The sequence below is a fragment of the Calyptranema fuscum S582 genome, from assembly GCF_055793305.1.
The window spans coordinates 1-26,614 of record NZ_JBSLYH010000074.1 but is presented as its reverse complement, the minus strand read 5'-3'; the positions used below and the strand labels follow the sequence as shown (position 1 = coordinate 26,614).

Annotated in this window: 34 protein-coding genes and 3 pseudogenes; 18 read left to right on the top strand and 19 right to left on the bottom strand. The window is 47.2% G+C overall.

Annotation, left to right across the window (positions count from 1 at the left end; translation table 11 throughout):
- Positions 1-273 precede the first annotated feature (273 nt).
- Both ACR6Z4_RS29760 and ACR6Z4_RS29755 read right to left on the bottom strand, forming a co-directional pair.
- A complete protein-coding gene (locus ACR6Z4_RS29760; protein WP_479720980.1) occupies positions 274-1,821 on the bottom strand; it encodes a helix-turn-helix domain-containing protein in 1,548 nt (515 codons plus the stop codon).
- Positions 1,808-2,044, bottom strand: a complete 237-nt coding sequence (locus ACR6Z4_RS29755; RefSeq protein ID WP_479720979.1) for a ribbon-helix-helix domain-containing protein — start codon at positions 2,042-2,044, stop codon at positions 1,808-1,810. Before ACR6Z4_RS29755 ends, ACR6Z4_RS29760 begins: the two co-directional genes overlap by 14 nt.
- Positions 2,045-2,342: 298 nt before the next feature.
- Between ACR6Z4_RS29755 and ACR6Z4_RS29750 the strand changes: the two genes are divergently transcribed.
- Complete coding sequence (locus ACR6Z4_RS29750) at positions 2,343-3,683, top strand: pentapeptide repeat-containing protein (RefSeq protein WP_479720978.1); 1,341 nt, start codon at positions 2,343-2,345, stop codon at positions 3,681-3,683.
- A gap of 122 nt (positions 3,684-3,805) precedes the next feature.
- On the opposite strand, the gene ACR6Z4_RS29745 is transcribed toward ACR6Z4_RS29750, so the two are convergent.
- Both ACR6Z4_RS29745 and ACR6Z4_RS29740 read right to left on the bottom strand, forming a co-directional pair.
- Positions 3,806-3,937, bottom strand: a complete 132-nt coding sequence (locus tag ACR6Z4_RS29745) for a hypothetical protein (RefSeq protein WP_479720977.1) — start codon at positions 3,935-3,937, stop codon at positions 3,806-3,808.
- Positions 3,919-4,584 carry a Uma2 family endonuclease gene (locus ACR6Z4_RS29740; RefSeq protein WP_479720976.1) on the bottom strand — a complete coding sequence of 222 codons (666 nt, stop codon included), beginning with the start codon at positions 4,582-4,584 and terminating at the stop codon, positions 3,919-3,921. Before ACR6Z4_RS29740 ends, ACR6Z4_RS29745 begins: the two co-directional genes overlap by 19 nt.
- Positions 4,585-4,861: 277 nt before the next feature.
- Here ACR6Z4_RS29740 and ACR6Z4_RS29735 point away from each other — a divergent pair, with 277 nt between their 5' ends.
- The 3 genes from ACR6Z4_RS29735 (at position 4,862) to ACR6Z4_RS29725 (ending at position 6,499) form a co-directional block, all read left to right on the top strand.
- Entirely contained in the window at positions 4,862-5,191 is a 330-nt protein-coding gene (locus tag ACR6Z4_RS29735; protein ID WP_479720975.1) for a hypothetical protein, read from the top strand.
- Between the two features lie 159 nt (positions 5,192-5,350).
- Positions 5,351-5,728 (top strand): hypothetical protein, encoded by a 378-nt coding sequence (locus ACR6Z4_RS29730; protein WP_479720974.1) that lies wholly within the window; start codon positions 5,351-5,353, stop codon positions 5,726-5,728.
- Between the two features lie 18 nt (positions 5,729-5,746).
- Positions 5,747-6,499, top strand: a complete 753-nt coding sequence (locus ACR6Z4_RS29725; RefSeq protein ID WP_479720973.1) for a hypothetical protein — start codon at positions 5,747-5,749, stop codon at positions 6,497-6,499.
- 66 nt (positions 6,500-6,565) lie between these two features.
- On the opposite strand, the gene ACR6Z4_RS29720 is transcribed toward ACR6Z4_RS29725, so the two are convergent.
- The 4 genes and pseudogenes from ACR6Z4_RS29720 to ACR6Z4_RS29705 all read right to left on the bottom strand — a co-directional run bounded on the left by ACR6Z4_RS29720 (position 6,566) and on the right by ACR6Z4_RS29705 (position 10,018).
- Entirely contained in the window at positions 6,566-7,315 is a 750-nt protein-coding gene (locus ACR6Z4_RS29720) for an ABC transporter permease (RefSeq protein WP_479720972.1), read from the bottom strand.
- Positions 7,299-8,207 (bottom strand): ABC transporter ATP-binding protein, encoded by a 909-nt coding sequence (locus tag ACR6Z4_RS29715; protein ID WP_479720971.1) that lies wholly within the window; start codon positions 8,205-8,207, stop codon positions 7,299-7,301. The genes ACR6Z4_RS29720 and ACR6Z4_RS29715 overlap by 17 nt, the downstream gene beginning before the upstream one ends.
- A 44-nt stretch (positions 8,208-8,251) precedes the next feature.
- Positions 8,252-9,250: a class A beta-lactamase, subclass A2 gene (gene bla / locus ACR6Z4_RS29710; protein WP_479720970.1), complete on the bottom strand. Its 999-nt coding sequence runs from the start codon at positions 9,248-9,250 to the stop codon at positions 8,252-8,254.
- Positions 9,251-9,590: 340 nt separating this feature from the next.
- Positions 9,591-10,018: pseudogene (locus ACR6Z4_RS29705) on the bottom strand (DUF4385 family protein).
- Positions 10,019-10,140: 122 nt separating this feature from the next.
- Between ACR6Z4_RS29705 and ACR6Z4_RS29700 the strand changes: the two are divergent.
- The 6 genes from ACR6Z4_RS29700 to ACR6Z4_RS29675 all read left to right on the top strand — a co-directional run bounded on the left by ACR6Z4_RS29700 (position 10,141) and on the right by ACR6Z4_RS29675 (position 13,374).
- Entirely contained in the window at positions 10,141-10,356 is a 216-nt protein-coding gene (locus ACR6Z4_RS29700) for a hypothetical protein (protein WP_479720969.1), read from the top strand.
- Complete coding sequence (locus ACR6Z4_RS29695; protein WP_479720968.1) at positions 10,325-11,047, top strand: hypothetical protein; 723 nt, start codon at positions 10,325-10,327, stop codon at positions 11,045-11,047. Before ACR6Z4_RS29700 ends, ACR6Z4_RS29695 begins: the two co-directional genes overlap by 32 nt.
- Entirely contained in the window at positions 11,044-11,853 is an 810-nt protein-coding gene (locus tag ACR6Z4_RS29690; RefSeq protein ID WP_479720967.1) for a sugar phosphate isomerase/epimerase family protein, read from the top strand. Before ACR6Z4_RS29695 ends, ACR6Z4_RS29690 begins: the two co-directional genes overlap by 4 nt.
- Complete coding sequence (locus ACR6Z4_RS29685; RefSeq protein WP_479720966.1) at positions 11,829-11,981, top strand: hypothetical protein; 153 nt, start codon at positions 11,829-11,831, stop codon at positions 11,979-11,981. The genes ACR6Z4_RS29690 and ACR6Z4_RS29685 overlap by 25 nt, the downstream gene beginning before the upstream one ends.
- 102 nt (positions 11,982-12,083) lie before the next feature.
- A complete protein-coding gene (locus ACR6Z4_RS29680) occupies positions 12,084-12,947 on the top strand; it encodes an alpha/beta fold hydrolase (RefSeq protein WP_479720965.1) in 864 nt (287 codons plus the stop codon).
- 22 nt (positions 12,948-12,969) lie between these two features.
- Complete coding sequence (locus tag ACR6Z4_RS29675) at positions 12,970-13,374, top strand: NUDIX hydrolase (protein ID WP_479720964.1); 405 nt, start codon at positions 12,970-12,972, stop codon at positions 13,372-13,374.
- A gap of 10 nt (positions 13,375-13,384) precedes the next feature.
- Here the strand turns inward: ACR6Z4_RS29675 and ACR6Z4_RS29670 are convergent, their stop codons facing one another.
- From ACR6Z4_RS29670 to ACR6Z4_RS29660, 3 genes are all read right to left on the bottom strand, one after another.
- Entirely contained in the window at positions 13,385-13,804 is a 420-nt protein-coding gene (locus ACR6Z4_RS29670; RefSeq protein ID WP_479720963.1) for a VOC family protein, read from the bottom strand.
- Positions 13,805-13,897: 93 nt separating this feature from the next.
- Complete coding sequence (locus tag ACR6Z4_RS29665; protein WP_479720962.1) at positions 13,898-14,359, bottom strand: cupin domain-containing protein; 462 nt, start codon at positions 14,357-14,359, stop codon at positions 13,898-13,900.
- Between the two features lie 58 nt (positions 14,360-14,417).
- Positions 14,418-15,707 carry an RNA polymerase sigma factor gene (locus ACR6Z4_RS29660; RefSeq protein WP_479720961.1) on the bottom strand — a complete coding sequence of 430 codons (1,290 nt, stop codon included), beginning with the start codon at positions 15,705-15,707 and terminating at the stop codon, positions 14,418-14,420.
- A 245-nt stretch (positions 15,708-15,952) separates the two neighbouring features.
- Between ACR6Z4_RS29660 and ACR6Z4_RS29655 the strand changes: the two are divergent.
- From ACR6Z4_RS29655 to ACR6Z4_RS29620, 8 genes and pseudogenes are all read left to right on the top strand, one after another.
- Positions 15,953-16,334, top strand: a pseudogene (locus ACR6Z4_RS29655) (YciI family protein).
- 48 nt (positions 16,335-16,382) lie between these two features.
- The gene (locus ACR6Z4_RS29650) at positions 16,383-16,814 is read left to right on the top strand and encodes a YciI family protein (protein WP_479720960.1); all 432 of its coding nucleotides are present in this window, start codon (positions 16,383-16,385) and stop codon (positions 16,812-16,814) included.
- Between the two features lie 94 nt (positions 16,815-16,908).
- Entirely contained in the window at positions 16,909-17,130 is a 222-nt protein-coding gene (locus tag ACR6Z4_RS29645; RefSeq protein ID WP_479720959.1) for a nuclear transport factor 2 family protein, read from the top strand.
- A gap of 99 nt (positions 17,131-17,229) precedes the next feature.
- On the top strand, positions 17,230-17,640 hold the full coding sequence (locus ACR6Z4_RS29640) for a VOC family protein (RefSeq protein WP_479720958.1): 411 nt from the start codon (positions 17,230-17,232) through the stop codon (positions 17,638-17,640).
- 4 nt (positions 17,641-17,644) lie between these two features.
- Positions 17,645-18,109: an SRPBCC domain-containing protein gene (locus ACR6Z4_RS29635; protein ID WP_479720957.1), complete on the top strand. Its 465-nt coding sequence runs from the start codon at positions 17,645-17,647 to the stop codon at positions 18,107-18,109.
- A gap of 104 nt (positions 18,110-18,213) precedes the next feature.
- Positions 18,214-18,648, top strand: a complete 435-nt coding sequence (locus tag ACR6Z4_RS29630) for a VOC family protein (protein WP_479720956.1) — start codon at positions 18,214-18,216, stop codon at positions 18,646-18,648.
- A gap of 59 nt (positions 18,649-18,707) precedes the next feature.
- Positions 18,708-19,436: a DUF899 domain-containing protein gene (locus ACR6Z4_RS29625; protein WP_479720955.1), complete on the top strand. Its 729-nt coding sequence runs from the start codon at positions 18,708-18,710 to the stop codon at positions 19,434-19,436.
- Positions 19,437-19,506: 70 nt separating this feature from the next.
- A pseudogene (locus ACR6Z4_RS29620) lies at positions 19,507-20,012 on the top strand (DUF1579 domain-containing protein).
- 115 nt (positions 20,013-20,127) lie between these two features.
- Here ACR6Z4_RS29620 and ACR6Z4_RS29615 read toward each other — a convergent pair.
- From ACR6Z4_RS29615 to ACR6Z4_RS29580, 8 genes are all read right to left on the bottom strand, one after another.
- The gene (locus tag ACR6Z4_RS29615) at positions 20,128-21,396 is read right to left on the bottom strand and encodes a phosphotransferase (RefSeq protein WP_479720954.1); all 1,269 of its coding nucleotides are present in this window, start codon (positions 21,394-21,396) and stop codon (positions 20,128-20,130) included.
- 12 nt (positions 21,397-21,408) lie between these two features.
- Positions 21,409-22,833 (bottom strand): serine hydrolase domain-containing protein, encoded by a 1,425-nt coding sequence (locus ACR6Z4_RS29610; RefSeq protein ID WP_479720953.1) that lies wholly within the window; start codon positions 22,831-22,833, stop codon positions 21,409-21,411.
- The gene (locus ACR6Z4_RS29605) at positions 22,787-23,602 is read right to left on the bottom strand and encodes a class I SAM-dependent methyltransferase (RefSeq protein WP_479720952.1); all 816 of its coding nucleotides are present in this window, start codon (positions 23,600-23,602) and stop codon (positions 22,787-22,789) included. The genes ACR6Z4_RS29610 and ACR6Z4_RS29605 overlap by 47 nt, the downstream gene beginning before the upstream one ends.
- Positions 23,603-23,720: 118 nt before the next feature.
- The gene (locus tag ACR6Z4_RS29600) at positions 23,721-24,068 is read right to left on the bottom strand and encodes a DUF3703 domain-containing protein (RefSeq protein WP_479720951.1); all 348 of its coding nucleotides are present in this window, start codon (positions 24,066-24,068) and stop codon (positions 23,721-23,723) included.
- Positions 24,069-24,101: 33 nt separating this feature from the next.
- On the bottom strand, positions 24,102-24,617 hold the full coding sequence (locus ACR6Z4_RS29595; RefSeq protein WP_479720950.1) for a GNAT family N-acetyltransferase: 516 nt from the start codon (positions 24,615-24,617) through the stop codon (positions 24,102-24,104).
- Between the two features lie 76 nt (positions 24,618-24,693).
- A complete protein-coding gene (locus ACR6Z4_RS29590; protein WP_479720949.1) occupies positions 24,694-25,308 on the bottom strand; it encodes a type 1 glutamine amidotransferase family protein in 615 nt (204 codons plus the stop codon).
- Positions 25,309-25,411: 103 nt separating this feature from the next.
- Positions 25,412-25,978, bottom strand: coding sequence for a GNAT family N-acetyltransferase (locus tag ACR6Z4_RS29585; protein ID WP_479720948.1), 567 nt, complete (start codon positions 25,976-25,978; stop codon positions 25,412-25,414).
- A 494-nt stretch (positions 25,979-26,472) separates the two neighbouring features.
- Positions 26,473-26,614: IS1 family transposase (locus tag ACR6Z4_RS29580; RefSeq protein ID WP_479720981.1), on the bottom strand; the 142-nt coding region annotated here is incomplete at its 5' end.

Here is a 26,614-nt window from a genome sequence, read left to right as displayed (position 1 = left end):
ACGCAACTGAAGTCACTTGTAGGGGATGCTGATGTCACGCTTATAGGAGAATTCTGAAGCCAAAAAGAGCAAAAAGCCTTGTTTAACAATAGTTACATAGGGTTACAGACTTATAAAACTAAGCCCAATCGGTGAGTTCCGAAACTTCAAGTCACGAGTGGGGGATGGCAATGTCACCTTTAATGACAGTTTCAGAGCCAGATAAGAGCTGAAACCCTTACCTGGAAAGAGCCGCAGCAGGGTTACAGGGTATGTAACTATTACTTATTCCATTTACTGGATATCCAAAACCTGGCGAAGCAAACTTTGGTCAGTATCGACCGCTCGACGGCGATCGCTCTCCACCAACTTCACCCAACTCACACTCTTGCCGATCGTGGATGCGAGTTGAGCTTGCGTCCATCCTTTTGCCTGTCGTGCGGCTTTAACAGTAGCTCCTGCTAATTCTGATGCAGGGAGCTGAGCGGTGCGAAGCAGTTCCCCCTTTGGGGTAATCGCCAGTACAGGCTGAGCATCCGCTTCAATAGTCCGTCGTCTCGCAGATGCCCGATGGCTCTTCTCAGTTCGCCTTGCCTCCAGATCATCCAGGCACTCCTGAATCTGTGAGGGTAACTTGAACGAGATTTTCGCCGGGAACCAATGCTTGGAGATGTAGTTATCGGGCAACCACTTCGCGCCTAAGAGCTGTTGGTTTCGCTCCTTAGTGGGTAATAGGGCTATTTCATCGGGCAGACTCCAGACGGGTCTTAGCCAGATTGGGTAAGTTTCATCATCAAAGCCGATATCAATCTTGAGGCTATCTTTGAGCGTCAGCAAGGCATTATCAACAGACTCTTTCAACTTCCACCCATAGCGGCGATCGGACAGTGCCCTTTCAATTTCATTGCTGGGAAGGACGCTTTCGATCAGACTTTCGATCGTATAGATTCCATTGGGACGAGCGCGGCTATTCTGGATCAGGTACAATCCCATGCTGGTCGCCAGTTTGCGACGATGAGGATCGATGTCAAAAACCTCTTTAGGCATTAGCCCATATTGATACAAGGCTTTCTGCTGTTGTGCGCCTTCCCGGTTCAGGAAGTTATGTGTCCACAATCCTGGCTGCACGCGGATCACAACCTCATGCAGTTCCTCAGTTTCACCATCCACATTTGGTTGGGTGTACTCTTGCACACTGACAATCCACAGGAGACTCCGCTCCCGTACACACAGATCCATATCGCCTTCAAACCAGTGGATCACCGCACCCAATGTACCCACGACCCACGCTAAGTCGGCGATCGCCTTCAACTTCTGTGACTTCGTAAACTTATTGCTGTTGTGAACTTTGAGCGTTTTAATCAGATCTGTCCCCAGCAGGTAAAACGGCTGCTTCCAGGGTTCACTTTGGATCGCCGCATAGGACGCAAACACCGCATGGAGACGGGCTGCCATTACACCATACTGCTCCAGGATCTCCCGCTCAGCTTGGGATGAAATGGAGTCAGCCTGGTGCTTCTGCTTGTTTAGAACATAAAACTCAATGTAACGCCCCTTGCCAAACTGCTTCTGGAAGTAAAGTCGATCTTGCCCATACTCACTCCAATCGGGTGGCTTCAGAAACGCCTGAGTTGCGGAGATGACGGGTGCCCCGCTCGCCATCATCTCTACAGACTTATTAGTAAAGAGTGGGGGTTCAGTACGGGGTAAATTTCGCGGTTTGCGAATCTTGGTGCGGGTAGACTGAGGCGGCAGAACTTCTACCTCGGTCAACGATAGCTGAGAAGGGGTTTCAAGCTCTGAGGTAGCCTTCTCATTGGGACTAGATTTAGGCTTCATCATGCTTACCCATTGAAGAAACGACGCTCAACCCAGGCATTCCCACCGGGATCATCCGTCGGGCAATTCGCTCAATGAATTCAGACCGAGATAGGTGAAACTCTGCTGCCAGCGCATCTAGTTGCTCCACAGCAGTCGGAGTCAGACCAATCATGGTTGGCTTCTTTGGCTCCGAGTAATACTGCCCTAGCCCTTTACGGCTCTGTTTGTCCTTACCAGCACTCATGGTTATCCGCGATCGGTTATATAAGAGATAACACAGCTTTCGCGATCGGGTACAACAACTTTTCTTTGTTGGATCTGGTTTCTTCGCTCTCGTATCGCTTCACGTATTTGTAAGGAACTGCCAGCCTCAAGCAACGATTGTCACCGTAATCCTTTGGATAACCCCAATAAGCATCTCTTGCAATTTCCGAGCATCTACCAATGACGCTTAACTTTGCATTGATAAGGATTAATGCAGAAAACTTAATTCTATATCAAAACAGAGTTTCTGTTTCTTCTATGGAGATCGTTCTATAACTATGCAGCCACAACAAGAGGTATTTGAATCAATCCTTGATTTTTGTAGACATCAAAATTATCAGGAATTAGGAAAGAGCTTATATACTCTCGACGGCAAGTTTTTACTCGGTATTATAATGCAATTACAGCAGGAACCATATTTATTACAATCATTTTGCAAATATTTTACTAAGTATTTTGCATCAGTAACTAATATTCTCAATGAGACTTCACCCCCACTACCCATATGCTATTCGGGATTACATCCTAACGCTAGTGAAAGAGAGGATGAGAAATTTGAACAGCGATTAAGATGGTTGGCTTATAAAAAGCTAGAAAAAGTAACGCATACAACAAGAATGGATTTCAATCAAGAAAACGAAGAAGCTTTACTGCGAGGAAGACAATTACATAAGCGAATTGAAAATTATCTTAAAAAACAGCGATTAGATGCTTGCCCAGAGGAACTCGAACCTTGGAGAGACTCCATTCGACCCATATTGAAAGGGATAGACAGAGATCAAGCTAAGCTTATAGAGACACCTGTGATTCACCCTACTTTGCGGTATGTTGGAAAGATCGATTGTGTTTTAACTTGGGAAAATACTCCATGCTTAGTCGAATGGAAAACAGCTAATTATTTGTGGAACGAGAGTGAAATTAGTGAATATAAAATGCAGTGTGTCGCTTATTTAGAGGCAGTAAATGCTACGTATGGATCAAATCTTGAACATATGCTTATTGCGGTAGCTACACCTAACCAAGAAGCACAAATTTTTTTCTTTGATAGGAAATCAGTGGAGCATGAATTTTTAGATTTCAAGGAAAGGTTGGCAAGATTTATTTTGCTTAATCAAGAGATCGATGAATGGAACCGATGGAGAAAAGATAACCAAAACTCGAAAATCAAACTTAGCTCGATTGATCTCTCTAACATGGATTTAAGAGGAGCTAATCTAGAGAATTTGGATCTTAGATATGCCAATTTTAGTCGATCACGTTTGTCATACGCTAATCTAAGCAATTCTTTTCTGCTTGAAGCCAATTTTTATAATGCTAATTTAAGGAGTGTGAATTTTGAGAATTCAAACCTTAGACGTGCCGATTTTACAAAGGCTTTCCTTGCCAACACTAATATTAGTAGTGCTGATCTAACTGATGTAAAACTCACAAATGCGAAAACAGAAGGAATAAATTTTAGAGCAGCCGAATCTTTTAGCCAGAGAAGATATCTGTATGACAAAGAAGATGAATATGAAGCTGATATCTTCAAGAAGAAGTACAGAAAAAATTCACAAATTTATTTAAATGGGCAATATGTAGACATTGATGCCGAAGAATTAGGAGACGAATGGTATTGAATAAGTTCAGTCCTGGTGTTTCTCATAGGGCTGTTGCTTTGATAATAATCATATGGAAGTATTCCCTAAATAATTGCTGCTCTAAATATGCAAAGGTACGGTAATCTAAACGAGTTCTGCCGTTAGGAACCATCGTTCTCGTGCAACCACTGCCACGCTTGCTTGACGTGTTCTGGCTTTAAGGAGCTTCGTTGCCCTGGTTGCCATGCTTCAGCCGCAGCGATCGCTCGTTCGATTAAAGAGAAGCCACACATTCTCCATGCTCTGGACTATCGATTCCTTGCCCAAGCACACGAAGTACCTCCCCCAAATTGCCAGACAGGAGGGCTTCGCTCGCCAGCCACAGCCCTAGGAATTGCTGACTGCGAAAAATGCCTTGCTCATCAGCCGTTAGAGATTGATACTCCCCACCTTGGAGATAAAACCAATCAATCTGCTGACTGTAGGTGCGCCAAACCACGTACTCCTGGACTCCGTTACGCCTGTAGACCCGAAGTTTATCATGGAGGTCGTAGGACGCACTGCTAGCTGCGACTTCAACGATCAGTTCAGGAGAGCCTTCGATGTAATCGTCTTCACTAATAGACGATCGCCCATTCTGTTCAAATCGCAATACTGCATCCGGTTGGGGTTCATTATCCCCATCTAAGCGCACAGTTGGATTGTCGTAGCACTTCACACCGGGAGTAGCAGATTCATAGACTCCTAGCCAAGTAATAATGTGAGCGTGGGGGCTACCGTGAGCCTGGGCACGTAAGGGGGATGCCACGTAAACAACTCCTTCGATCAGTTCCGCCTTCTTGAGGTGAGGCATCGCGTGATAACGACGCTCAAATTCTGCACGGCTGAGGCGATCGCCGCTTTCAAGAGGCGGAATTTTGGCTAACCGTTCTGTGGTCATGGCAAGGGACCAGGCGAGTCAAGTGGTTGTGTTTTATTCTAGCAGTGCCCATTTTAGCCGTACTGCCCGTTGGTTCTTCTAACGTTTCCAACCGCTTGCTTCAGGCGATTGCCAACTTAGGGAAAAGTATATGCGAAAAAGACGACTACTATTCCCTAAGTAAAAGCCAGTTAGCCAGACTGAAACAGTTGTATCTTCTGCAATTTAGGGATTTAGGGAATACTTATGCTTCTGTGGAGACAATTTATTCCCTAAATCGCAATCCAGAGTAACAAGGATGGCACCTCGAAGCCGAACGGAAGGTTTAATTCAAGAACTCCAATCATGGCAGGATGAGGAACTGGCAGAACTCGCTGCCATGATTACAGGACTGTTGGAGTCCCGACAGCAGGAAGCCGTTGATGCGTCCCAAGAGCGGCGGGAGGATGGAACTCCGTTGGGGCGACACGGGGGGCGAGGTCACATTGAGTTAAAAATGATTCCAGATACAAAGACGGGCAAGACCTATGGTCCGTATCGGTATTTGCGCTACTGGGGTGTGACTAAGAAGGGAACAAAAGGGCTGAAGAGCGTGTATTTAGGGAAAGGGACTGGAGCAAATGAATAGTTTGCAGCAGTTCAGATTGTGTGATCATTTTTTTGCACAGACCCATCAATTTCAAATCATGTCGCTAAATGGGAAACCTCAGCTTTCAACTTGAAATCATATCTACTGAGGCTTCCAAACTCGTCTCTTGAGTCGCTTTGAGTAACATGGCTTGAAATCATGCCGCAAACATTCAGATCCTGGCTTAGAACATTCCTCTGGAGCAGTACCGTTGTCGGCGTTGCGATCGCCCTGCAACTACCAACCGTAGCTCAGCAATCGCCTAATTCTAACCCGGTTCCTTTAGATAACATCTACCACGAACGTGACAATCTGCCTGACGATGCCAATGTCTTTCCCCGGATGGGAAAAATTGCAGGCGATGAGCAGGAGCAGTCAAACTGCCGCGTTTCCCCCTGGAACCGAGTTGTAACCCGCTTTTCGGGCAACTCATTTGTTGAAATCGATCGCCGTCAGGTGGATAACAACGGTGAATCCTGGTTCCATAATCCCGATAGCAACTGCTGGATTCACGATAGCCGCGTTGACTTACTCTAACTGGTTGAGCAAACTCAAATGAACTTTAATTACAGCAGAAGACAAGTCGTTGCCTGTGTAATTGGCTGCTGGATGATGAGCAGCGCGATCGCTGGATGCACCGACACAACGACGCGATCACAGTCTGATTCCAGTTCCCCCAGCCTTGAAACAGTTACGGCATCGACACCCACTCCAGCAACTTCCCCCACCCTTCCCAAGATGGCAGATGTCCAGGAATGGGCGGAAATTTTGAAGGGTGAATCGGTGCAGGGGTTAACGTTCAGTAATGACGGCAAGCTGTTGTATCAGGGTAAAGTACTGTTGCCAGAAATTCCGGTGAGTTATATCAGTAATGGCGATATTACCTATGCTCAACGGCTGATTATTTCTGATCCGTCTCCATCGGGTCGATTTAATATCGTGAAAGCCTGTGAAGGCACGACCAGTGGTTCGGGACTTTGCTGGTCGGTGTATCTGGTCGATCGGCAGGCAGAAACCGCCCAAAAGGTTGATGTTGCAAAATACGGCGGACTTAATTGGGTGCAGTGGACGGGTGATGAGCGATATGCCCTATTTGTCGAATCGATGGAGGGTGTGTCGTGGTTTGTTGCCCTCGATTTGCAAACAAAGGAATCAAAGATGTTTGAGCAAACGTCTGCCACTGCGGATTTGAGTAGTTTTAAGTGGATCGACGATCGCACCTTTAAAGCGAATCTTCTCTGTGGCGAGGGAACAAATTGTACAGAACCTCTGTTTCGCAGCAATATCTCGACGTTGTTCACCCAATAGTTCTCACTGTGGCGATCGCTAAAGTACTGCTACAGAATTAAAGCGTGTGCCAATCGAATTCAACGTTCACTTTAACTTGCGAGACACCAGCCAGAGCGTGAGAACCAAAAAGCCTGTCAGTGCCACCAGATCTATCACGATGCGCGATGTCATGGGTTCTAGCAACGTTTGTTTTAATGCGGATGCCGCATAGGTTGCCGGACTCAAATAGCCGATCGTTTGAACGATTTCTGGAAGACGACTGGCAGGCAATAAAACAGGTCCAACAAACAGTGCCAACATGGTCACTAATAACGTCAATCCTCCGCCAACTTCTGGGCTAGGAGAACTTGCCCCGATCGCTGCTCCCACACCCGCTAGTGGTAAGACACAGAGCGGAATGACCAGTAGAATCAGCGGGTGAATGGTCAAAGACAAATGCAGAAACCATGCGCCAAAGCCGATGGTCACTAGCAAAGACGGCAGCGATAGCACAAAGAATGCTAGAACAACGGCAACCATCAACAGCGATCGCTGAATCGGTAATGTAGCGTAATAGTCCAACGTACCCGAGAACCGCATGTAGGCAAATCGGGAAGACACATTGTCCAAATTGCCAAACATGAGAGACATCACCAAACTCCCTGCGAGAATGGCATGAAGGGATTCAGCGTCATTTCTGGCAACAAAACCGCCCAACGCAATAATGCTCAACACGGGACTGATGGTTGCCGTTAATACCATCACCTGCCATGACCACCGCCAATTACTCAATTCCATGCACAGCAGGTCGAACAGTTGCAGCGGAAGTGGCAGGGGCTTACGGTTGGGTTGCATAGTGCAGATACAGGTCTTCTAACGTGGCAGAATAGAGGCGAAAATCGTCAATCTGATTGAGGTCAAGACCGTTCAGCGTTTGCTCAACTTGATCCCATTCCAAGAAAATGTGCCAGTGCCCTGGAGTGTGACAATCGCAAACCAGGTCTGGAGGTAAAACGGGAGGATAGTCAGGCTCAAAGAATAACTCCAGACGCAACATGCGATCGACCTGTTGCTTCAAGTCACTCGGACGACCGATCGCCACCAGCTTTCCGGCGTGTAAAATTCCGACTCGCCCAATTGCTTTTTCTGCCTCGATCGCATCGTGGGTAATCAAAATAATCGTGGTTCCCTGTTCTCGATTGAGTTGCCGCAGGTTGTCCCAGACTAATTTGCGTCGCTGTGGATCGAGATCATTGGTGGGTTCGTCCAAAATCAGGACGGGCGGAGAACCTGCCATTGCCACCGCTAATCGTAGGAGCCGCAGTTGTCCACCGGAAATGCGGACAGCCGTTTGATTGCGCCATTCGGTCATCTTCCACTGGTGCAGCAGTCGATCGCGTTCCTGGCAGGCTTCTCGCCGAGTCATACCGCGCAAATGGGCAGTGAAGTACAAACTCTCTGCGATCGTCAGATTTTTGACTGCCCCGCTTTCCTGAGGCATATAGCCTACATTCAGTTGCACAATTTGGGGAATGGTCGTAATCGGTTTACTCAGGAATGCGATCGTCCCTGAACTACTCGGCAACAAATTGACCATTTGGCGGACTAGCGTGCTTTTACCTGCCCCGTTATCGCCTAAGATACCGAAAATTTCGCCTTCGTAAATTTGAAGAGTGATGCGATCGTTAACCGGTTGGGATTGTCCTGGATAAACCTTAACCAGATTTTGAATGTCGTAAATCAGCATGAGCAGACCGCAGATGAACGAAATTTGCAAACGCTAAAGAACGTCTATTGGCTCCATTCGTCCCAGGCTGCCTTTGCTACCTTGGCAATGACTTCCTCACGGATCGTAACGTTTGCTCTGGAATCTGAGACAAAGACGGCGATCGCCAAATGTTGCTCATTCGGAAACGTCACGAGTCCCACATCATTGGTCGCAGCCGTTACTCCATCAACGGTACCCGATGTCCCCGTTTTGTGTGCTACAACGGTTCCCTCAGGCAACAAACCCTTAATCCGGTTTGGACCTGTCGGTGTTACGGTCATCAACCGTAACAGTAACGCCTGGCTAGCATCTGAAAGCCCCTGCCCTTCATGCAAGGCACGCAATAATGTGACTGCTGCATCCGGTGTGGCATAGTTGCGATATTGTACGGCTTCATCTTGCCCAATTTCTTTTTCCGTATTGGCTACAACGATGTTGTTTATGTTGAGATCACGCAAATATTGAGTGACAACGTTCGGTCCACCGACTAGCTCCAACAAGACATCACAAGCCGTATTGTCACTTTCAGTCACCATGTATTCCAGCAGTTCAGCTAAGCTCAGTTCCACCCCTTGTGGATACTCGTCACGAATCGGGCTGTGCTGAGGGGCTGAGACAAAATCACTGGGTTCAACACGAACCCGCTGATTTAGACTTAACGTTCCTTGATCGACCTGAGCCAGCACAGCCATACCGATGGGAAACTTGTAAACGCTCTGCATCGGAAATTGCTGATCGCCATTGAGAGTCACTGATTCCCCGGTTTCTAGTACGGTGGCAGCAACCCCAACTCGTCCTTGAGCAGCCTGCGAGATTTGTTCCATGCGTTGGCGTAGCCTCTCCTCTGGAGAATCGCGTAATTCATTGTTACGCTCGGCATTGGATGCTGTAACTTCGCTTGACGCACGGGTTTCACTATTTGAGTCTGTTTCCTTGCCGATGGAGTTAATACTTGTACAACTAACCGTGAGTAAAGCAGTCAGAACGAACAAACAAAATAAGCGACGCGAAGCTCTTTTCATCCCTTGAACCATAAACTTCAACCTGGAGTTATGAGCCGTTAGAACTACACTCACTCGTGCTGAAATTTCGGAGAAAGTTCTCCTGATTCTTTTGGTTATCAATTAATTTTGTGTGCGTTAAAATCTCTATCTAAAGGCAGATGCCCGTTATGTTCTGGTTAGTGAAGCAATCCAATTAGAGGTATCTCACATTCACAGCTTCCCAGTTGGCTTTTGGTTCATGGGTCATTGAAAGAGCACCTCAACCTGTCGCCCTTCTGCATCCAAACCAATGACCAGTAGCCCTCGGCTGGTTTGTTCCTGAGCAAAAATGCCTCTTAAGTCTGAGAACTTCACACCTCTACTCCTCTCTAAAACCTAGACTTTTGGCAGCAACGGGTTCAGATCCTTGATACTGCTCACGGTGACATGCGGCTAATCGCATATATTCTGGATCAGTCTTCACCAATTGCCACTGTTCATAAAAAATTCTGGCAGATTGAGCTTTGATCGGATCTTCTTCACGGGGTAGAACTGTCTTGGAATCTGCTGCATACTTGCGTCCTGACTTGTGATTGGCATAGCGACGCGATCGCGTATACCCCTCTGCAAAAACTTTCGCGCCATGTCCATGCCCACAAAATCGCCTTCGTCTTTGTATTGAAGAAACAGGCTGTAGATTTTGTCAGCAGATTGACGGGCAATCTCTGGGGTTTTGAATTTCCAGTAGGGCAAAATCTCGCTCTTGTAGGGTTCAACTAGCAAAACGCCCTGCTCACCTTTACCGATCCGGTACAGTTCTGGATGCTGGCGAAAGTCGATCGCTTTGAAATCGAGTGAGTAATCAAATTCCTTCATCTGCAAAAGCTAGCTAAACCCAAAATGACCACTTTTGATTCAGTTTCTTAATCTTGACCCAATCCACTAGCTTTGAGATCGCCCTGCTGACATACCATACGTTGATATTGCGACAGAAATTTGAGGGCTTTAAAACCGATGGACAGCTTGCTGATCCAAACTTTGCTGCAACTTCAGATTCCTCAGAAGAAAATAATGGTACATTTGAACTGATATTCATGTCTGAGGTTGCTCCCCATGCCCCCACTCCACCTCCTTGGCGAGTATGAATCCCTGACACAGCAACATCAGGAGCAGTTCACACCTGCCCTTACCCAGTTACAGGCATCGGTAGACCAGATGCTTCAACAATTGCGGCAGCAGGAACAATCATTGGTAGAAGCCCAATCGCAGCAGTTAGCGCAGATCCACGCGCAGTTATCAACCGATGCCCGATGCCTTCTCAACTCAATCGAACTACAAACCTTTATTCCTCAAGTGCAGGCAACTCCAGCCCGTGTGCGTTGGAACCAAACTGAACCATCGCCAGATGTGGACACAAATCCTGCTAATTGGCAGCTGACTCAAATGGATCTGTCCCTTGCTATTCGGGATTATGAGGCGACTGTCGATCACGATGCTTACGATGACGAGCGCACTCATTCTGCTTATGGCTATGGAGTGACCATTCTGATTGGAGAACAAAGCCAACGAGTTGAGGTACTGACCCAGCGCATTTACTCCCCTGTCGAACGCCGCTCTTATAGTTTGCGACAACAGCTTGATTATTATTTTGAGGATAAGGTCACGCAACTTTTATCGCAGCAAAACATCACTGTCGCTCAAGATGTATTAGGGCAGGAAATCAGTTATCTGTTCGGCTGTGCTGCACATTTACTGTCATTAACTCCTCAAACGGTTCAGTTTCACTACTCCACGACAGAGACAAACAGTATCGCCATGGTGGAGGGCAACCCATGAACCAAGTTTGGGTGAGCTTATCGGCTTATGGTGGTGTCACGACCGGAGAAGCATTAGCGGTTCTATGGGCAGCAGGTGTTCGGCAAGTCGAATTGGCGATCGGCACTAAACCAAGTCCCAATACGCTCGAAGTGTTGCGGCAATATCAACAGCAGGGAATGCAGTATCGCGCCCATCATGCGTTCGTTTGGGATGGGCAGCGTTCCTTTAATCTGGCTCACAAATTTGATGCTCGTTATTTTGAACGGCTAACCAATTGGCTGGTCATGATGGATATCAGAGCTTACTCCGTTCATGCGGGTAGCTATCCTCGATCCGATCATCCTGATATTGCCTATGCTTGCTTTCTAGAAAATGTTGCTCAATTAGGGCAGTTGTGTCGCGATCGCGGTATTCAGTTTGGGGTGGAAACGATGTATCCAACCCCATCTGAGGAAGCTCACCAGTACCTTCTCCAGAATGAGATTCAGGTTGAGCGATTCCTGCAAGATATGCCAGACATCAACCTTGTTGTCGATATGGCACACCTCAATATTTGGAAAACTCCAACCCTTTCGGAAAAGTTGCAGGTACTTCAAATTGCTCAAAATCGAATATTGGAAATTCACATTTCAGATAACGATGGCTATCGGGACACCCATACAACCATTGGCGATCGCACCTGGTGGATACCCTACATCACAACATTTCCAACCCACGTTCCGATCGTGTTGGAAAGCCGGATGAATCGTCAGAGCGCAGAACAAGTACGACGACAGATTGAAACTGTGCAATCTAGATTATGCAGCGGAAAGTTGGAGATGTGAAGTCGTTGTCTACGATCGTCACCAAGCTGGATTGCAATGAACATTGGCGGCATGTCTTCATTAACGGACAACATCGGCAAGTGCCTGGTAAAGTCATTTTTGCCGACCAGTATCCAGAGCTATTTTGATTTGGCTATTCTACTGATTTAGCACGGTAATGGGAAAATACTGTAATCGAACTAGTTGAGAATCTTTTAGAAGACATTTGCCATGATAAAAAGGATTGAACAGTGCAATCTTTGAACCAACTCGTACATCCCCCCGAACGACAAGCAGCAATCCAGCTACAGGACGGTCGTAAATTGGCATGGTCTGAGTGGGGACCTGAGGATGGTATTCCGGTTTTGTTTTGTACTGGGGCGGCGATGAGTGGTTCGCTTAGTTTCGGTACGACTCATCTGCCTGCTCTTGGGCTGCGGCTACTGGCGATCGACCGACCGGGATTAGGATTATCGGACCCCCACCCCAGCAAAACCCTATCTTCCTGGGTTGATGATGTAAGGGAATTGATCCATATCAGAAATCTTCACCCAGTTCTTGCAGTTGGATTCTCTCAAGGTGCGCCTTTTGCTTTTGCCTTAGCAGAGGCAGGGTTAGTAGAGGCGATCGCCATTGTGTCAGGACAAGATGAACTGTCACATCCGAGCATTAAACCGCTTCTGCATCCCGATGTGGCACAAATGATTGCGGCGGTGGAACAGGATGCAGCGGCATTCGAGGAGCATTTTTCTCAGATTGCGACCTGGGAAGGACTGTGGCAGTTGATTATGAACATGAGCGCAGAGCGCGATCGCACCTTGTATCTGAGTGATTCATTCAGTCAGGCATACCAGCGTTGCCTCCAGGAAGGATTTTCTCAGGGAGCAGGGGGTTATGCCCGCGATTTAGTGAATGCGGTGACTGTGTGGTCGTTTGCATTAGAGGATATTACAATCCCTGTAGACCTCTGGTACGGCGGTTTAGATACCAGTCCGGTTCACTCTCCCGATTTTGGCGTAACCCTGGCTGCGCTCGTCTGCCCCAGGCGACCCACATTCTCGATCCTAATGAGGGAGGCTCCATTCTCTGGACGCGATCGCGCGATATTCTATTAAAGTTAAAATCTCATGTGTCGCAATGAACAGCACAATCGTTGATGTGGTTGCCTGGATTTGCATCAGAGATAGACAGGTTTTGTGTGCCCGGACAACGGGCAAGGATGCGTTTTATTTTCCGGGTGGGAAACGAGAGGAAGGTGAGTCTGACTGGGAAGCCTTGCACCGAGAGGTTCAGGAAGAACTCAATGTCAGCCTGATTGCTGAGACCTTAACGGAGGTGATGGTTGTGCAGGAAGTTGCTCATGGTTATACAGAGCCAACTCAGGTGACGATGCGTTGCTTTGGGGCAGACTACACGGGTGATATCATTGCTAACTCTGAAATTGAAGCGATCGCGTGGCTCATTTACAGGGATGTAGACCAATGTGCTCCAGCCACTCAACGGGTACTGGAGTATTTGTATCAGCAACAGTGGATTGATTAGACAATAATACTCAACTTGATAACGGTCCAGGGGTTGTAATCACGACTGAAGGAGCCGATCGCTCTGCCACTCCGTGATAAACCGCTTCGATATTGTTGCCATCGGGGTCAAGCAAAAAAGCAGCATAATATCCTGGATGGTAATGTCGTTCACCAGGCGCACCATTGTCTCGCCCTCCTGCTGCCAAACCTGCCTGGTAAAACTGCTGCACGGTTGCTTCATCATTGGCTTGAAAGGCAAGATGAATTTTTGATGGTGTACTATCTGCCTGATCGACAAACAACTCATCGGCAAAAAAGTAGCCGTCCCCTTCGCCATCAATATCTCGTCCGAGCGAGCGCAATACCGCCTGGTAAAACCGTTTGCTAGCATTAACATCAGCAACCCGAAGATGGACATGATCAATCAGGCGACCTCGATGAAATTCCATAGTTTTATCCTGTCCCTAAAAACGACTTATACTCCAAGCATTGTTCTGGTTGAGTTGCTACTCAAAAAGAAAAAGGGTATCCTGCAATCATTGTTAGTAGGGATTTGAGGCAGGTTCTCCCGCTCTGTTAGTCCAAATGTCGTCTGGCAACGATCGATCACGATGACAAACCCGATCAAGCTCAGGATATGTGATTGTGTCTACTGCTGCTCGGGTACCAACTATTAAGCATCGAGTTGCTTTAGCACTACGATTCTCAAGACAGTGACCTACTGGTACTCCTGCTTGAAAAGTTGCGGCATCTCCAGGACGTAATACAGTCTCCGTGTCCCCTTCAATGAGCATAATCTCGCCTTCGAGGACATAGACCATTTCATCTTCAGCACTATGCCAATGTTTGATCGATGAACGAGAACCCGGTTGCAGAACTTCGATAAACGCACCGAACTGGGTAAGCCCCCCTGCTTCGCTAATCCAGAGTGTACGATCTGGTTCCTGTGCAGTGTGAGAGCAGCTTTCCTCTACGATGAAACGATCAGGAGTGATTACAGTCATTTGGCACCTACGGAAACTTTATCTGAATTCTTCATGAGTTAAGTTGAACGTGAAGATGCTAGGGCTGAACTTCGCGTAGCCGACGTTCCAAGAAACGACGCTCACTGTCATTTGTCACCAATTCTAGTGCTCGTCTGTAGCTCTGAGTTGCTTCCTCTAGTGCTCCAACACGCCGGAATAAATCTGCACGGGTGGCGTGAAATAGATGATAGCTGTCCAGTTCTGGAGCAAGTCTATAGATTAGCTCAAATGCGGCTTGGGGGCTATCTGCCATCGCGATCGCCACTGCTCGATTCAAAGTCACAACAGGCGAAGGTTGCAAGCGTTCTAACACCTCATAAAGCCGCACAATTTGCACCCAGTCTGTTTCTTCGGCGCGGATTACCTGGCAATGGAGGGCGGCGATCGCCGCTTGTAGAGCATACACTCCCGTTCCGCCACGCAATGATTCTTCGACCAGAGGCAATGCTTCAGCAATCTGTTGGTGGTTCCAACGGCTCCGATCCTGATCTTCTAGCAGAATCAGATCGCCCGCTTCATCTAAACGCGCATCACGCCGCGAGTCGTGCAGTAACATCAATGCTACCAGTGCGGTCACTTCTGAGGGTGGTTGAGGTGCCATCAATTGCCGCACCAGTTGCCCCAGTCGAATTGCTTCAGTACAGAGATCCGATCGAACGATCGAATCTCCTTTGGTTGCCGCATAGCCTTCATTAAAGATGAGGTAGATTACCTTCAGGACTGCCTCTATCCGAGGAGAGAGATCGGTTGTTTCTGGTACTTTGTAGGGAATACCCGCGTCTCGAATTTTGCGTTTAGCGCGAACTAGTCGCTGTGCCATTGTTGCAGTTGGAACGAGAAAGGCGCGAGCAATTTCGTCGGTTTCCAGTCCTCCCAGCATTCGTAGCGTCAAAGCCACCTGAGTCTCGATCGCCAGTGCGGGATGACAGCAGGTAAAGATTAATCGCAAACGGTCATCTAGAATTTCATCACTGTCATAGGTTGGTTCTTCGCTCGATGGAATCAACCCTGATGCGGCGTACCACTCCAGTTTTTCGGTCAGTCGGGTTCGTCGTCGGAGGCGATCGATCGCTTTATATCGTGCAGTTCGGATAATCCAAGCGCGGGGAAGATCCGGAACCCCACTGGTTTCCCACTGATTCACTGCCGCTGCAAAAGCCTCTTGTGCCGCTTCTTCAGCTAGATCAAAATCTCCCACCAACCGGATTAGGATGGCAACAATTCGCCCCCATTCTGTCTGATAGACAGAGGCGATTACCCCAGAGGGGGAACTGCTTAGCAACGCCTGAGCCACATCGGATTTTGCAGTTGGAGTCGTACTTGTCATAAAAAGACACAAAAATTTTTTGGACAAGGTGTCGATTTGAGGAGCCTCGTTCGACTGACTGACAAAGGTGAGCTAAAGTTCAATTGTACTAAACAAAAAATTTTGGGCAAGGTGTCGATTTGAGCAGTCGTCGTTCGACTGACTGACAAAGAAGGTAAAGCTCGATCGGACTCAACAAAAGATTTTTCAACGAGATGTCGATCTAAGCAATCCCCATTCGACTCAATCACAAAGGAGGCAACCGCATGAAATATTTGCTGCTGATTTATATGGACGAAAACGCCATGAGCGACACTGAGCGGGAGCATTGCTACGTGGAGTCTGCCAAGTTGCTCAGGCTCTCCATACAAAGGGACAATTCGCGGCATCTGCTCCGCGTCATCCTGTTTCAACGGCAACCAGTGTTCAAGTACGTGACGGCAAATCTTTCGTGACCGATGGACCCTTTGCCGAAACCCGTGAACAATTAGGCGGATTCTTTCTCGTCAATGCTCAGGATTTGGATGAAGCTATTGCGTTGCCTTTGGCACAGCGAAGCTGCTCGCCTCATAAATCCCAGGTGCACGAGTCGGCACCGTCGAAATTCGCCCTGTTATTGAAATTGCGGGACTACCAGCACAGTCATGACCGTCAGCTAGCCATTCAACTCAAAACCACTTAACAGGAGATTTCACAATGAAAGTCATGGTCATCGTCAAAGCAACCCAAGACTCTGAAGCTGGCATCATGCCAAGCGAACAGCTGATGACTGAAATGGGACAGTTCAACGAAGAATTAGCTCAGGCAGGTATATTACTCGCTGGTGAGGGTCTTCATCCTAGCTCAAAAGGGGTGCGAGTTCACTTTTCAGGAACAGAACGCACCGTCACTCAGGGACCCTTCACTCCACCGCAGGAGCTAATTGCAGGGTACTGGCTGTGGCAAGTTAATTCCATTGAAGACGCGATCGCCTGGGTAAAGCGATGCCCCAACCCAATGCCAGGAGAATCCGATATTGAGATCCGTCCCATATTCGAGGCAGAGGATTTCGGTGAAGCTCTGACACCCGAATTAAGGGAGCAGGAAGACCGCATTCGTGCCCAGGTTGAAACGCGACAGCAGGAGTAATTTCATCTGCGATCGTTCAGCTCATCACAATGCAGAATCGAACACTCAACGAGAATTGCAGGACTGTTTGCCTTGTTTCCCAAACTCATTTGAGATGGAAACACGCGACCTGACCATTCCTGCTAATCATGAAATCGCGACTGCCCACTGGCTATTTCGTTTTAAGGGCGAACAAGACCATCCTGCGATGCAGATGTGGATGCGGGCTACCGCTGTGTGTCAGAAGCGGCAAGGAACCTGGCAGATTCTACATGAGCACATTTCGGTGCCCTTAAATCCCTCCAATGCTCAAGCGGTCTTCACCCTCAATCCCTAAACCTGTTTGTAAGGGCGGGTTTGACAGACCCATTGAAAATCCTCAAGCGATCGCAATCAACCCACTCCTACAAGAACAAATTCACCAAAGGAATCCATCATGAAAATCAATTCTTATCTCATGTTCGATGGCAACTGTGAGGCAGCGTTCAAGTTCTACGAGCAATGTCTTGGCGGCAAAATCACCATGATGATGACTCACAAGGAAGCACCTTCTGCCGAAAATGTTCCACCAGAGTTGCATGACAAAATCATGCACGCCTGTCTTGATTTGGGCGATCGCTTGTTGATGGGGTTTGACTGCCCTCCGGAATATTTTGAAACCCCGCAAGGCTTCTACGTTCAAATTAGTGTTTCTGAACCCACCGAAGCAGAACGGATTTTTCATGCTCTGGCAGAAAACGGCAAAGTGAAAATGGCGATCGCGCAAACGTTCTGGTCTGCCCGTTTTGGCATGTTAATCGATCAGTTTGGTACACCGTGGATGGTCAATTGTGAGCAGGTTACTTGAGCGTATGAATGAATACGAACCCATGAAACACGGCGGTCTTTCATTGACACGCCAGATTAATGCGCCGCGTGAAAAAGTCTACGAAGCATGGACGCAACTTGAGCATCGAAAGCATTGGTTTGTAGGTCCAGCTTGGACAGAAATCAGAAGAAGCCTGGATCTAGAAACAAACGGCATCGAAATTGCTCATGGTCGTTTTGAAGACGGCACAGAAACAATCTATACCGCACGCTTTCATCTCATTGAGCCGAATATTCGTTTGATCTATGCGTTCGATATGCAAGTTGGCGGCGCACTCTTCTCTATTTCACTCGCAGGTGTGGAGTTCAAGAGCAAGTCCAACGCAACTGAACTAACCTACACCGAGCAAGGGTTATTTCTGATCGGCGAATATAATGCTGAGTCACGAACAGCAGGCACAGAGGGTCTTTTGAATCAATTTTCGTCTTATGTGGAATCAATGAAGTAAGCGCAGTCGTCAATACTTTTTGATGTGTGCAAAAAACTCTCTAACAATGTGTTGCGACGAATCGTTCAAATTGGTCATCGCTGAACTCTACATTAGGAAAAACCATGAGTACTCAGATTTTCGTTAACTTACCTGTCAGGAATCTCAAGCAATCGATCGACTTTTTTACACAACTCGGCTTTCAATTCAATCCTCAATTCACCGATGAAACGGCTACCTGCATGATTGTGTCCGAAAACATCTTCGTGATGCTCTTGACCCATGAGAAGTTTCAGACATTCACGCCAAATACGATTTGCGATGCGACCCAAAGTACCGAAGTATTGACGTGCCTATCGGTTGAGCATCGAGAAAAAGTAGATGAAATGGTTCGCAAGGCGATCGCTGCTGGTGGCAAAACCTATAACGAACCTCAAGATCACGGATTTATGTACGCACATGGGTTTCAAGATTTGGATGGTCACATCTGGGAACTGGTATACATGGAACCCGGTGCAACGGATCAGGCTCAATCTGAAAGGGAAAAGATAGAAGTTTAAGCCATTACAGCAACACGACTTTTGATCTGAATTCAACTATCACACTATGGAGATTTACCATGATTCAGAATGCAATTGCACATCCAGAAATCGTTGGAAGAGATGAGTGGCTGATTTCTCGTAAAACATTGCTCGAACACGAGAAAGAGTTGACCAGGCAGCGCGATCGCGTCAACGCAGAACGACGCAGGCTACCAATGGTCAAACTTGAAAAGGAATATACCTTTGAAGGATCAAATGGTTCCGCTAAAATCATTGATTTGTTTGAGAGACGAACTCAACTGATCATCTACCACTTCATGTTTGCGCTAGAGTGGGAGAAGGGCTGTGGGGGCTGTACAGGACTCGTTAATTCACTGGGTGATCTATCCAAGTTGAATGAGCGTGACACAACTTTTGCGCTGGTTTCCCGTGCCCCGTTTCCCAAACTGGAAGCTTACAAGACACTGAAGGGATGGACACTTCCCTGGTATTCCTCCTTTGGTAGCGATTTCAACTACGACTTCCATGTCACGCTAGACGAAACCGTTGCACCCACCGAATACAACTACCGAGACAAGGCTGAGTTAGAGCGATTGAACGGCCCCAATGTCATACAAGGTGAAAGCCACGGACTCAGCGTTTTCTTCCGTCTAGGCGACGATGTTTTCCACGCCTACTCAACCTACGCTCGTGGCGTTGAATCCCTCACCGACTCCTATAGCCTGCTGGATATGACTCCATACGGACGGCAGGAAGACTTTGAAGACTCACCCCCTGGGTATCCGCAAAAGCCGACCTATGGATAGAAACGCGGCACTTCTACGTTAAATTGACTGCGATCGCAATTCTCAATCATTCATCACAAGGAGATAAAAAATGGAAACGATTCAAACTGAGCAAACTTCATGCCTGCCTGCTCAACCTCAACAAGAACATCAGTGGCTCCAGAAACTCGTCGGAGAGTGGCTCTATGAATCCGAAATGCTGATGGAACCCGATCAACCGCTCAAATCAACAGGAACAGAAACGGTACGCTCCCTGGGTGGACTCTGGTTTCTAGCAGAAGGACAGGGTGAGATGCCGTGTGGTGGTGCTGCAACAACGCTCATGACCCTTGGCTACGATCCCCAGAAGCAACGTTATGGGGGCACCTGGATTGGCTCAATGATGGCGCCTGGATATATGACGGTGAACTAGATGCTTCTGAAACTGCACTAACACTCAACTCGGATGACCCTGCTATGACGGGTGAGAAGAAACTGGGCAAGTACAAAGATGTGATCGAGTTCAAGAGCGACGATCACCGAATTCTGACCTCCCATATATTGAGAGATGATGGGCAGTGGCAGCACTTCATGACCGCTCATTATCGGCGCAAGTAATAAGCCGTATTGTTCCATTGACGCAACCAAGTCCTGCACAAAGACTTTTCTTCCATACGATACCCAAAAGGATTTACCATTTGGGTGTCGTGTGGATTTTTCGTTTCCACGCTCGTCATCTGAATGCTGGATAATCGGGGAGAGAAGGCGTACCTCTCCAACGCTGCTGCAACAGATCCAATAGCCGACTAGCCGTGCCGCGCAAACCAGGAAGTTGATTGTATTCTTGCGCTGTTGTAATGAAGGCTTCTAAGCGAGCCAAAATCCGTTGGCGGGTAGTAGAAATTCCCCAAGTCAGATCCTTTCGTACAGCAGGTTCAAGATGTCGCGTTAATGTAGTCAACATCCAGTAGCCACAAGTTTTGACTAAAGCGGTTTCAAAGATGGAATCACTCTCTACACTTGGACGCTGCTCGCTCAGGATCGTGCGATAGATATTCTCCATCTGTTGCACCACAGTATGCGGTAAGCGGTTAGCACACCAACAACTCGGAAACATCATTCTGCCATAAGCAATATCAACAAAAGCATGACCAAAATGACCTGTTTCAAAATCAATTAATCGTAATCCTTCACCCGTATCTAAAACATTATCGGGACAGGCATCGGCATGAACATAAGCTAGAAAATCGCCGGGATGGTTCATCGCCTCATTGATCGTATTTAAGTCATGCAACCAGTTGCTTTCAGGCTGAATTCCTAAATTGCTTAATAGGCGTTGTTGTGTAGGAATATCTACACTCTCTCGCATGAATTGTGCTTTGGGAGCAATCTCTCTAGCAAGTGCCTCAAATTCTGCCGCTTTACCGAAAGTATCCACATGGAGCCGAGCCAAACAAGCTGCATACTGAAGCAATGCGCGTTCTGCTTGATGGCGAACTGACAAGTCAGCGCTTGCGCTACCGCTTCCTAAAAAGGATTCAACTAAACGAGCATGATGTGGGACATCCTCCAGAATAATGAAGCCTAACGTCAGATCACCACCATAAAAGCGAGGACTATGCGGGTACTGATCAGATATTGTGCTGAGAAATTGGGCACCGATCCAATCCCTAAAGAAACGCAATGTGTCCCACGAGTTTGGATCATTTGGGTTATAGGAATTTGCGTTCACCTTTTTGATAATCAAGCTAGGAGGCAACCCAGTATCAGAAGAACAATGACATCGTAGTAATAAATTTCTTCTTCCTCTTTCAGAAATAAACTCAACTCGCGTCAACTGAATCGGATTGCTAACTGCCGTTGAAAGTACTCGCTCAGCGGCAGCAACAATTAGCGGATCGACTCTTCTAGGCACCTGGGCATAGACAAAGCTCATTAATCGAAGCGGCAGGGCTTTTAATGGGAACCTGGGAAACTTTCGTGCCATGTTAGGCTGGCTCATCTTTCACTTTCCTTATGATTGCCTATTATTGGCACAAGCGATCAAACGGATCGTTCCGTTGATGGAACCCAACCATGCACACAGACTCAGCCAAAGCATCACATCCGGCATGGCTCGAAATAGTTGCTGGTAATTGAAAATGCGATCGCTCATCATCCCCAGCAGCCAAGGCATCGTCAGCACTATAACGAAAGGGAAAAACATCCATGCGATACTCAAAATTATCTGCCATTTGGGTGTCGTGTGGATCGCTCGTTTCCACTGGGGAAAATATAGGAGACTACGAACTGCCAATGCCACACCGATCACTGTTAACACTGCAAGATTGATACCCCAGAGATTAATGCTGAAACCATCTGGAGGAAGCGTTCCATCTATGAGTAATTGGATTAATCCCGTTTTGATTTGCGGCAGTGCAAACGCAATCAGCGACGATGCACTAATGCTGTAGAGCAGAGCAATACCATATTTTTCATTCGGCAATACAGCAACATCGGTGTAGAACGTGGACAAAATACCGTTATGCTGGAGAATTTTTCTACCATTTTCTGTTGTGACAAACCATCCCATTGCATAGGGACTATTAATCTGCGGCGGTGGCGTATGCATGAGAGCCATGCTGTCTGAAGTTAGCAATTGCTTGTCTTCAAACCGTCCCTCATTCGTGTGCAGAATCAGATACTTCGCCATATCCTCTGCCGTAGAAATAACGCCAGCATTGCCACCCAGGTAGCCCGATAGTTCTGGAACTGCAAACGGAATTGTGAACGCCATTAAATGTCCCGTTGCCATACGATCGCCGCGCTGAAGTGCCTCAGCGATTGTTGTGGCATGAAATGTCTGTGACATCTGGAGGGGTGTGAAAATGTGCGATCGCAAATACTCCCCAAAAGATTGACCGCTGACCACTTCCACCACTCGCGCTAAAACATCATAGTTGGGATTGAAATAGTGAAATTGGGTTCCAGGAGGTGCAACAGGACGAGCGTTTTGTAAACTCTGTACTCGTTCTGCATGGGTGGTGGGTTGAGGTATAAATGCTTCTGAAAAACCAAAATCAGACAATCCACTGGTATGGTTCAACAGATGACGAATCGTGATCTGATCAGCCGTTTTTGTATCAACCAGAGTGAAGTTTGGCAGGTATTGTTTCACAGGGGCATCCAAATTAATTTGTCCGGCTTCTACTAATTGCAGCACTGCGATCGCTGTAAAGGATTTACTCAATGAGGCGATCGGAAATTGAGTTTGCGGTGTGACAAGTTGCTGAGTGGACGCTTTGCCATAGCCTTTGACATACATCACCTGATTTTCGTGAGTAATTGCTAGAGATAGACCAGGGATGTGTTGAGTGGTCATCTGGTGAGTAATGAAGCGATCAATTTTCATCTCAAGGGTTGGCTGAACCGCATTTACCCTGAGTTGGAACACTAGCACGATCAACATCCCTAGCAGAAGTAATCTGTAGTGCAACCTCATTCTGTTCTTCATCATGGTCTGCTCTCCGAAATCCAATGCACGCCATACTGCTGAAGCGAGCCAGTCCAACAGGAAATGGTATAAATTTTAGATTGACCAATCCTGCCTCCTGCATGAGTGTGGAAAGTTCTTTTTGGCTAAAACATCGGTTGCCCCAGTGCCATTGGATCAGTGTTCCGAGAAGTCCAGTGCGGGTTACGATTAGCACAAGGGGCGCATTGGGACGAAGGATTCTAACCATTTCCTGTAATCCCTGTTTTGGGTCAGGCAAGTGTTCCAGCATGTGAGCACTGATGACTCCGTCAAAGGAGCGATCGCCAAAGGGCAATTCTCTAACATCTCTCTGGTAAAGCTGATGAACAACCTTTGCGCTACTAAGTTTTCGATGGGCTGTGTTCAGCATCTCGGATGAGATATCAACACCCGTAATTTGTAAGGTTAAATGGATAGTTTGAACCAGGCTCAGACTGAGTGCGGCTGTACCAATTCCACAATCGCAAATCTGGGAATTCTCCTTCCAAAGAGATAGCATTCCTGTGTTTTTTAGCGATTCGCTGCGCGAAGCTCCCAAGGAGCGCCATAATGCTCGATACGCATGACCATAGCCCAGAAGACGCAAATGCTGATGCCACCAGGAAGCAGCCTGATTATAGGTTTGGGAAAGTTGTTGAGTGGTTGGATAAACTCGTTGAACGGAAATCTGCCACCATCCGAATGTCCATTCCATCATGAAACCTCATTGATGTGCGACTGTATGTTCACAATCGCTCTCAAATCCAGTTTCATCCCTGACCAAACGGATAGTTGAACAGATAGTTGAACGGATAGTTTTCGAGCTTTGAACGCTATTGATTTAAAATCTGTCGAATGTCTTCTGGAATAGACATCTGTTCTAAAGCATTCACGTTCGCTTTTCCGCCTCTCAAGTATCGAAACTGCCCATACAGAAGTGTTAACGGAGCAGCAATGAGGACTGGCATGATTTGCCCCCTGACCTCTCGAAAATCTCTCTGTTTCCAGGCAAGCTTCAGCATATTCCAGTGGGCGATCGTGTGGGCGATCGCATCCCGCTGTCCTAGAATATGAGCGCGTTGTAGCGCAATCCAAGCAGCTTTAAAGTCCTGGGCAGAAATAGCAGAGTTAGCTCTATTCAGTTCAGTGTTGAAATGCTCTCGTACAATTGCTTTCATCATTTTCCCTCCAATAATTGGTGAGGTTGTCAGGGTCTAACGTGATTCGCTCGGCACATTAAATGACTTATGGTATGAAACAAGTCCACTGGATACAGATGCATCGAATGAAATCGCTTGAAAGTATTCAGGGGGAACATCGGGGAGAACAAGGCTTGGCTCCGCCTTGAAACCGAAGCGGCTATAGTACTCGGGCTCCCCTAGCACCACACAGCCAGAAGCACCCAGTTCACGTAGAGTCGCTAATGCTTGTCTCATCAGTTGCGAACCAATTCCAACGCTCTGATAATCTGGTATGACAGAAATGGGTCCTAGCCCATACCAACCCTGACTGCCATCAGAAATGGAAATTGGGGATACAGCCACATGTCCCACGATTTTTCCATCCACCTCAGCAATGAGAGAGATTGTCAAATTGTCTGACTCGCGTAAGGCATTTACAATCAAATGCTCGGTGTGGCTAGTATGAGGGGCATTGAGAAATGCCGCTACTGTCAATGCTTCAATGTCCCCAATATCAGAGGGAACTTCTGGTCGGACTGTAATACTCATCGCTCACCCACTCGTGCGATCGCGTCTCTTTGCTCCAGAATAGATCGTCTTTTAGATCGCTTCACTCGAAAATGGGTCAAGTGGTTAGTTGTTCCAGCGTGAAGTAGTACGAAGCATCCCCCGTTTTGAATAGTCCATACCAGGCTTCTAAAATGGGAGGCTCGTAAAGGTCGAGTTTCTTGAAGATGTGGTAGGCAAACTCAAGAGGTGCGGTGGAATTTGCCGTAATCACATTACCAGCAGTAACAACGGGCTGATTTTGGTACAAGGTTGCCCCTCGATAATTTGTTGCTTGCAGATACTCTGGGGCATTGCTGGTGTGAGGAATATCATCCAGAATACCAGCACGTGCCAATCCTGCGGTTGCACCACAGATAGCAGCAACCGGAATATTCGCTGCCAACAATGCTTTCGTAGACTCCAGAATTTTCGAGTTTTCACCTCTATCCCAGGCTTCACCACCTGGCAAAATCAACATGGCTCCGGGTTCTAATTCAGCGAGGGTGATATCAGGAAGAATTGTGAGTCCGCCGATTGTGGTGGCAGGTTCAGCGTCTAAACCAACTGTTTGGATCTGATACCGTCCGGGCTGTTTTTGCATATCTGGATTATTGATTCCAGCGACGGCATATCCCGTTTCCCAATCCGCAAGCGTATTAAATACAAACAGATGAACAATTTGTTTTTCCATAAAACAACTCCTAATCTCTAAACCTGCACATGGGGAGGAAATAGCCCAAAACCAATAATGAGAGGTGGAATATCTTGTAGGATGGGCAGTTTGAGGAATGTGCTCAATTAGCCGAACTGGTCAACGGAAATAAATGCTCCCATGATTCTCTGGTAAGCTGCCACTTAACCTGGCTCCACCCTTGCATCTGCATCCAATCAGAACCCGGTTGTGTATCGATCGCCTGGAATCCGTAACGTTCTGCTAGCCGGGATACTCTCAAGTTAACATTCACAGAAATACCGATAATTTCCTCTAGTCCCAAATTGCGGAACCCAAAATCAATCAGTGCTTTCCCGATTTCGATCGCATAGGCATAACGCCCCCAATACTGAGGTGCTAGCTCAATTCCCAGTTCTGCCTGCCCATCTACATCGCTATTCCGCCGCAATCCACCACAGCCAATCAACTCCAGATTACGGCGATCGATAATTGCCAACTGATAATTGCATCGCGGAACTTCGGTTGCCCACTGCATGAACCGTTGAAACAGTTGACAAGTAAAGTCAGGGGTTACTTCCTCCGGTGAACAGAACTGAGCATAACGAGGGTCAGCGTGATAGACAAGGAATGCAGGCTCATCATCCTGGACAAAATCACGTAGAAGAAATCGTTTGGTGATAATCTCCACAGTTTCCTACCCTTGGATCGCTCCAGTATCGTAATTGATCTGGTTTATCCAGTCTGACGTGATTGCCCCAAGTCTTCACTATCCGAAAGGATAGTTTAGAGATTTTGATTATCCGCTAGTTCAATTAATGTATTATAATGTATTATTAGTATTATAAGCTTCAGGTATTTTTTGCTTTATTGCCCGGTATGACCAGATCTAGGAAACGGAAGGGAAATAGCCCAAAACTGCAAAAAGTTAAGGTTTGGTATCTGTTCGGGTTACATGGACTTCAAGTAGAAGAAGATAAAGACGGTTTTAATGATCCTCTTTTTGGCGATGCAACTCTGATATCGCCTGAAGCAGTGGAATCTATGCTTACCTCTCGGTATTCCTCAAATGAAGTTCAACCAGTAATGGATGCTGCTGGTATTTATGAGCTTACAACGGCAATTGATACATCAAGCGTGCCGCATGGTAACAAAATTATTGGGCGTTGCACAATGACAAATGATTCAAGTAAATGCTGGAATCTGACGGTGCTTGAGATAATAGATGAGTAAGCGGACTGAGGTCGCTAACATTTCGACCGATTTGGAATAACACAACGTCTTGCGATGCAATCGAGCCAGGTAATGCCGTAATCGGCAGTTCTCT

What these genes read in the sequence shown, in the direction of transcription:
- ACR6Z4_RS29760 (WP_479720980.1), bottom strand. Translation starts at nt 1,821, where the DNA reads ATGATGAAGCCTAAATCTAGTCCCAATGAGAAGGCTACCTCAGAGCTT.
- ACR6Z4_RS29755 (WP_479720979.1), bottom strand. Translation starts at nt 2,044, where the DNA reads ATGAGTGCTGGTAAGGACAAACAGAGCCGTAAAGGGCTAGGGCAGTAT.
- ACR6Z4_RS29750 (WP_479720978.1), top strand. Translation starts at nt 2,343, where the DNA reads ATGCAGCCACAACAAGAGGTATTTGAATCAATCCTTGATTTTTGTAGA.
- ACR6Z4_RS29745 (WP_479720977.1), bottom strand. Translation starts at nt 3,937, where the DNA reads ATGTGTGGCTTCTCTTTAATCGAACGAGCGATCGCTGCGGCTGAAGCA.
- ACR6Z4_RS29740 (WP_479720976.1), bottom strand. Translation starts at nt 4,584, where the DNA reads ATGACCACAGAACGGTTAGCCAAAATTCCGCCTCTTGAAAGCGGCGAT.
- ACR6Z4_RS29735 (WP_479720975.1), top strand. Translation starts at nt 4,862, where the DNA reads ATGGCACCTCGAAGCCGAACGGAAGGTTTAATTCAAGAACTCCAATCA.
- ACR6Z4_RS29730 (WP_479720974.1), top strand. Translation starts at nt 5,351, where the DNA reads ATGCCGCAAACATTCAGATCCTGGCTTAGAACATTCCTCTGGAGCAGT.
- ACR6Z4_RS29725 (WP_479720973.1), top strand. Translation starts at nt 5,747, where the DNA reads ATGAACTTTAATTACAGCAGAAGACAAGTCGTTGCCTGTGTAATTGGC.
- ACR6Z4_RS29720 (WP_479720972.1), bottom strand. Translation starts at nt 7,315, where the DNA reads ATGCAACCCAACCGTAAGCCCCTGCCACTTCCGCTGCAACTGTTCGAC.
- ACR6Z4_RS29715 (WP_479720971.1), bottom strand. Translation starts at nt 8,207, where the DNA reads ATGCTGATTTACGACATTCAAAATCTGGTTAAGGTTTATCCAGGACAA.
- bla (WP_479720970.1), bottom strand. Translation starts at nt 9,250, where the DNA reads ATGAAAAGAGCTTCGCGTCGCTTATTTTGTTTGTTCGTTCTGACTGCT.
- ACR6Z4_RS29695 (WP_479720968.1), top strand. Translation starts at nt 10,325, where the DNA reads ATGCCCCCACTCCACCTCCTTGGCGAGTATGAATCCCTGACACAGCAA.
- ACR6Z4_RS29690 (WP_479720967.1), top strand. Translation starts at nt 11,044, where the DNA reads ATGAACCAAGTTTGGGTGAGCTTATCGGCTTATGGTGGTGTCACGACC.
- ACR6Z4_RS29685 (WP_479720966.1), top strand. Translation starts at nt 11,829, where the DNA reads ATGCAGCGGAAAGTTGGAGATGTGAAGTCGTTGTCTACGATCGTCACC.
- ACR6Z4_RS29675 (WP_479720964.1), top strand. Translation starts at nt 12,970, where the DNA reads ATGAACAGCACAATCGTTGATGTGGTTGCCTGGATTTGCATCAGAGAT.
- ACR6Z4_RS29670 (WP_479720963.1), bottom strand. Translation starts at nt 13,804, where the DNA reads ATGGAATTTCATCGAGGTCGCCTGATTGATCATGTCCATCTTCGGGTT.
- ACR6Z4_RS29665 (WP_479720962.1), bottom strand. Translation starts at nt 14,359, where the DNA reads ATGACTGTAATCACTCCTGATCGTTTCATCGTAGAGGAAAGCTGCTCT.
- ACR6Z4_RS29660 (WP_479720961.1), bottom strand. Translation starts at nt 15,707, where the DNA reads ATGACAAGTACGACTCCAACTGCAAAATCCGATGTGGCTCAGGCGTTG.
- ACR6Z4_RS29650 (WP_479720960.1), top strand. Translation starts at nt 16,383, where the DNA reads ATGAAAGTCATGGTCATCGTCAAAGCAACCCAAGACTCTGAAGCTGGC.
- ACR6Z4_RS29645 (WP_479720959.1), top strand. Translation starts at nt 16,909, where the DNA reads ATGGAAACACGCGACCTGACCATTCCTGCTAATCATGAAATCGCGACT.
- ACR6Z4_RS29640 (WP_479720958.1), top strand. Translation starts at nt 17,230, where the DNA reads ATGAAAATCAATTCTTATCTCATGTTCGATGGCAACTGTGAGGCAGCG.
- ACR6Z4_RS29635 (WP_479720957.1), top strand. Translation starts at nt 17,645, where the DNA reads ATGAATGAATACGAACCCATGAAACACGGCGGTCTTTCATTGACACGC.
- ACR6Z4_RS29630 (WP_479720956.1), top strand. Translation starts at nt 18,214, where the DNA reads ATGAGTACTCAGATTTTCGTTAACTTACCTGTCAGGAATCTCAAGCAA.
- ACR6Z4_RS29625 (WP_479720955.1), top strand. Translation starts at nt 18,708, where the DNA reads ATGATTCAGAATGCAATTGCACATCCAGAAATCGTTGGAAGAGATGAG.
- ACR6Z4_RS29615 (WP_479720954.1), bottom strand. Translation starts at nt 21,396, where the DNA reads ATGAGCCAGCCTAACATGGCACGAAAGTTTCCCAGGTTCCCATTAAAA.
- ACR6Z4_RS29605 (WP_479720952.1), bottom strand. Translation starts at nt 23,602, where the DNA reads ATGGAATGGACATTCGGATGGTGGCAGATTTCCGTTCAACGAGTTTAT.
- ACR6Z4_RS29600 (WP_479720951.1), bottom strand. Translation starts at nt 24,068, where the DNA reads ATGATGAAAGCAATTGTACGAGAGCATTTCAACACTGAACTGAATAGA.
- ACR6Z4_RS29595 (WP_479720950.1), bottom strand. Translation starts at nt 24,617, where the DNA reads ATGAGTATTACAGTCCGACCAGAAGTTCCCTCTGATATTGGGGACATT.
- ACR6Z4_RS29590 (WP_479720949.1), bottom strand. Translation starts at nt 25,308, where the DNA reads ATGGAAAAACAAATTGTTCATCTGTTTGTATTTAATACGCTTGCGGAT.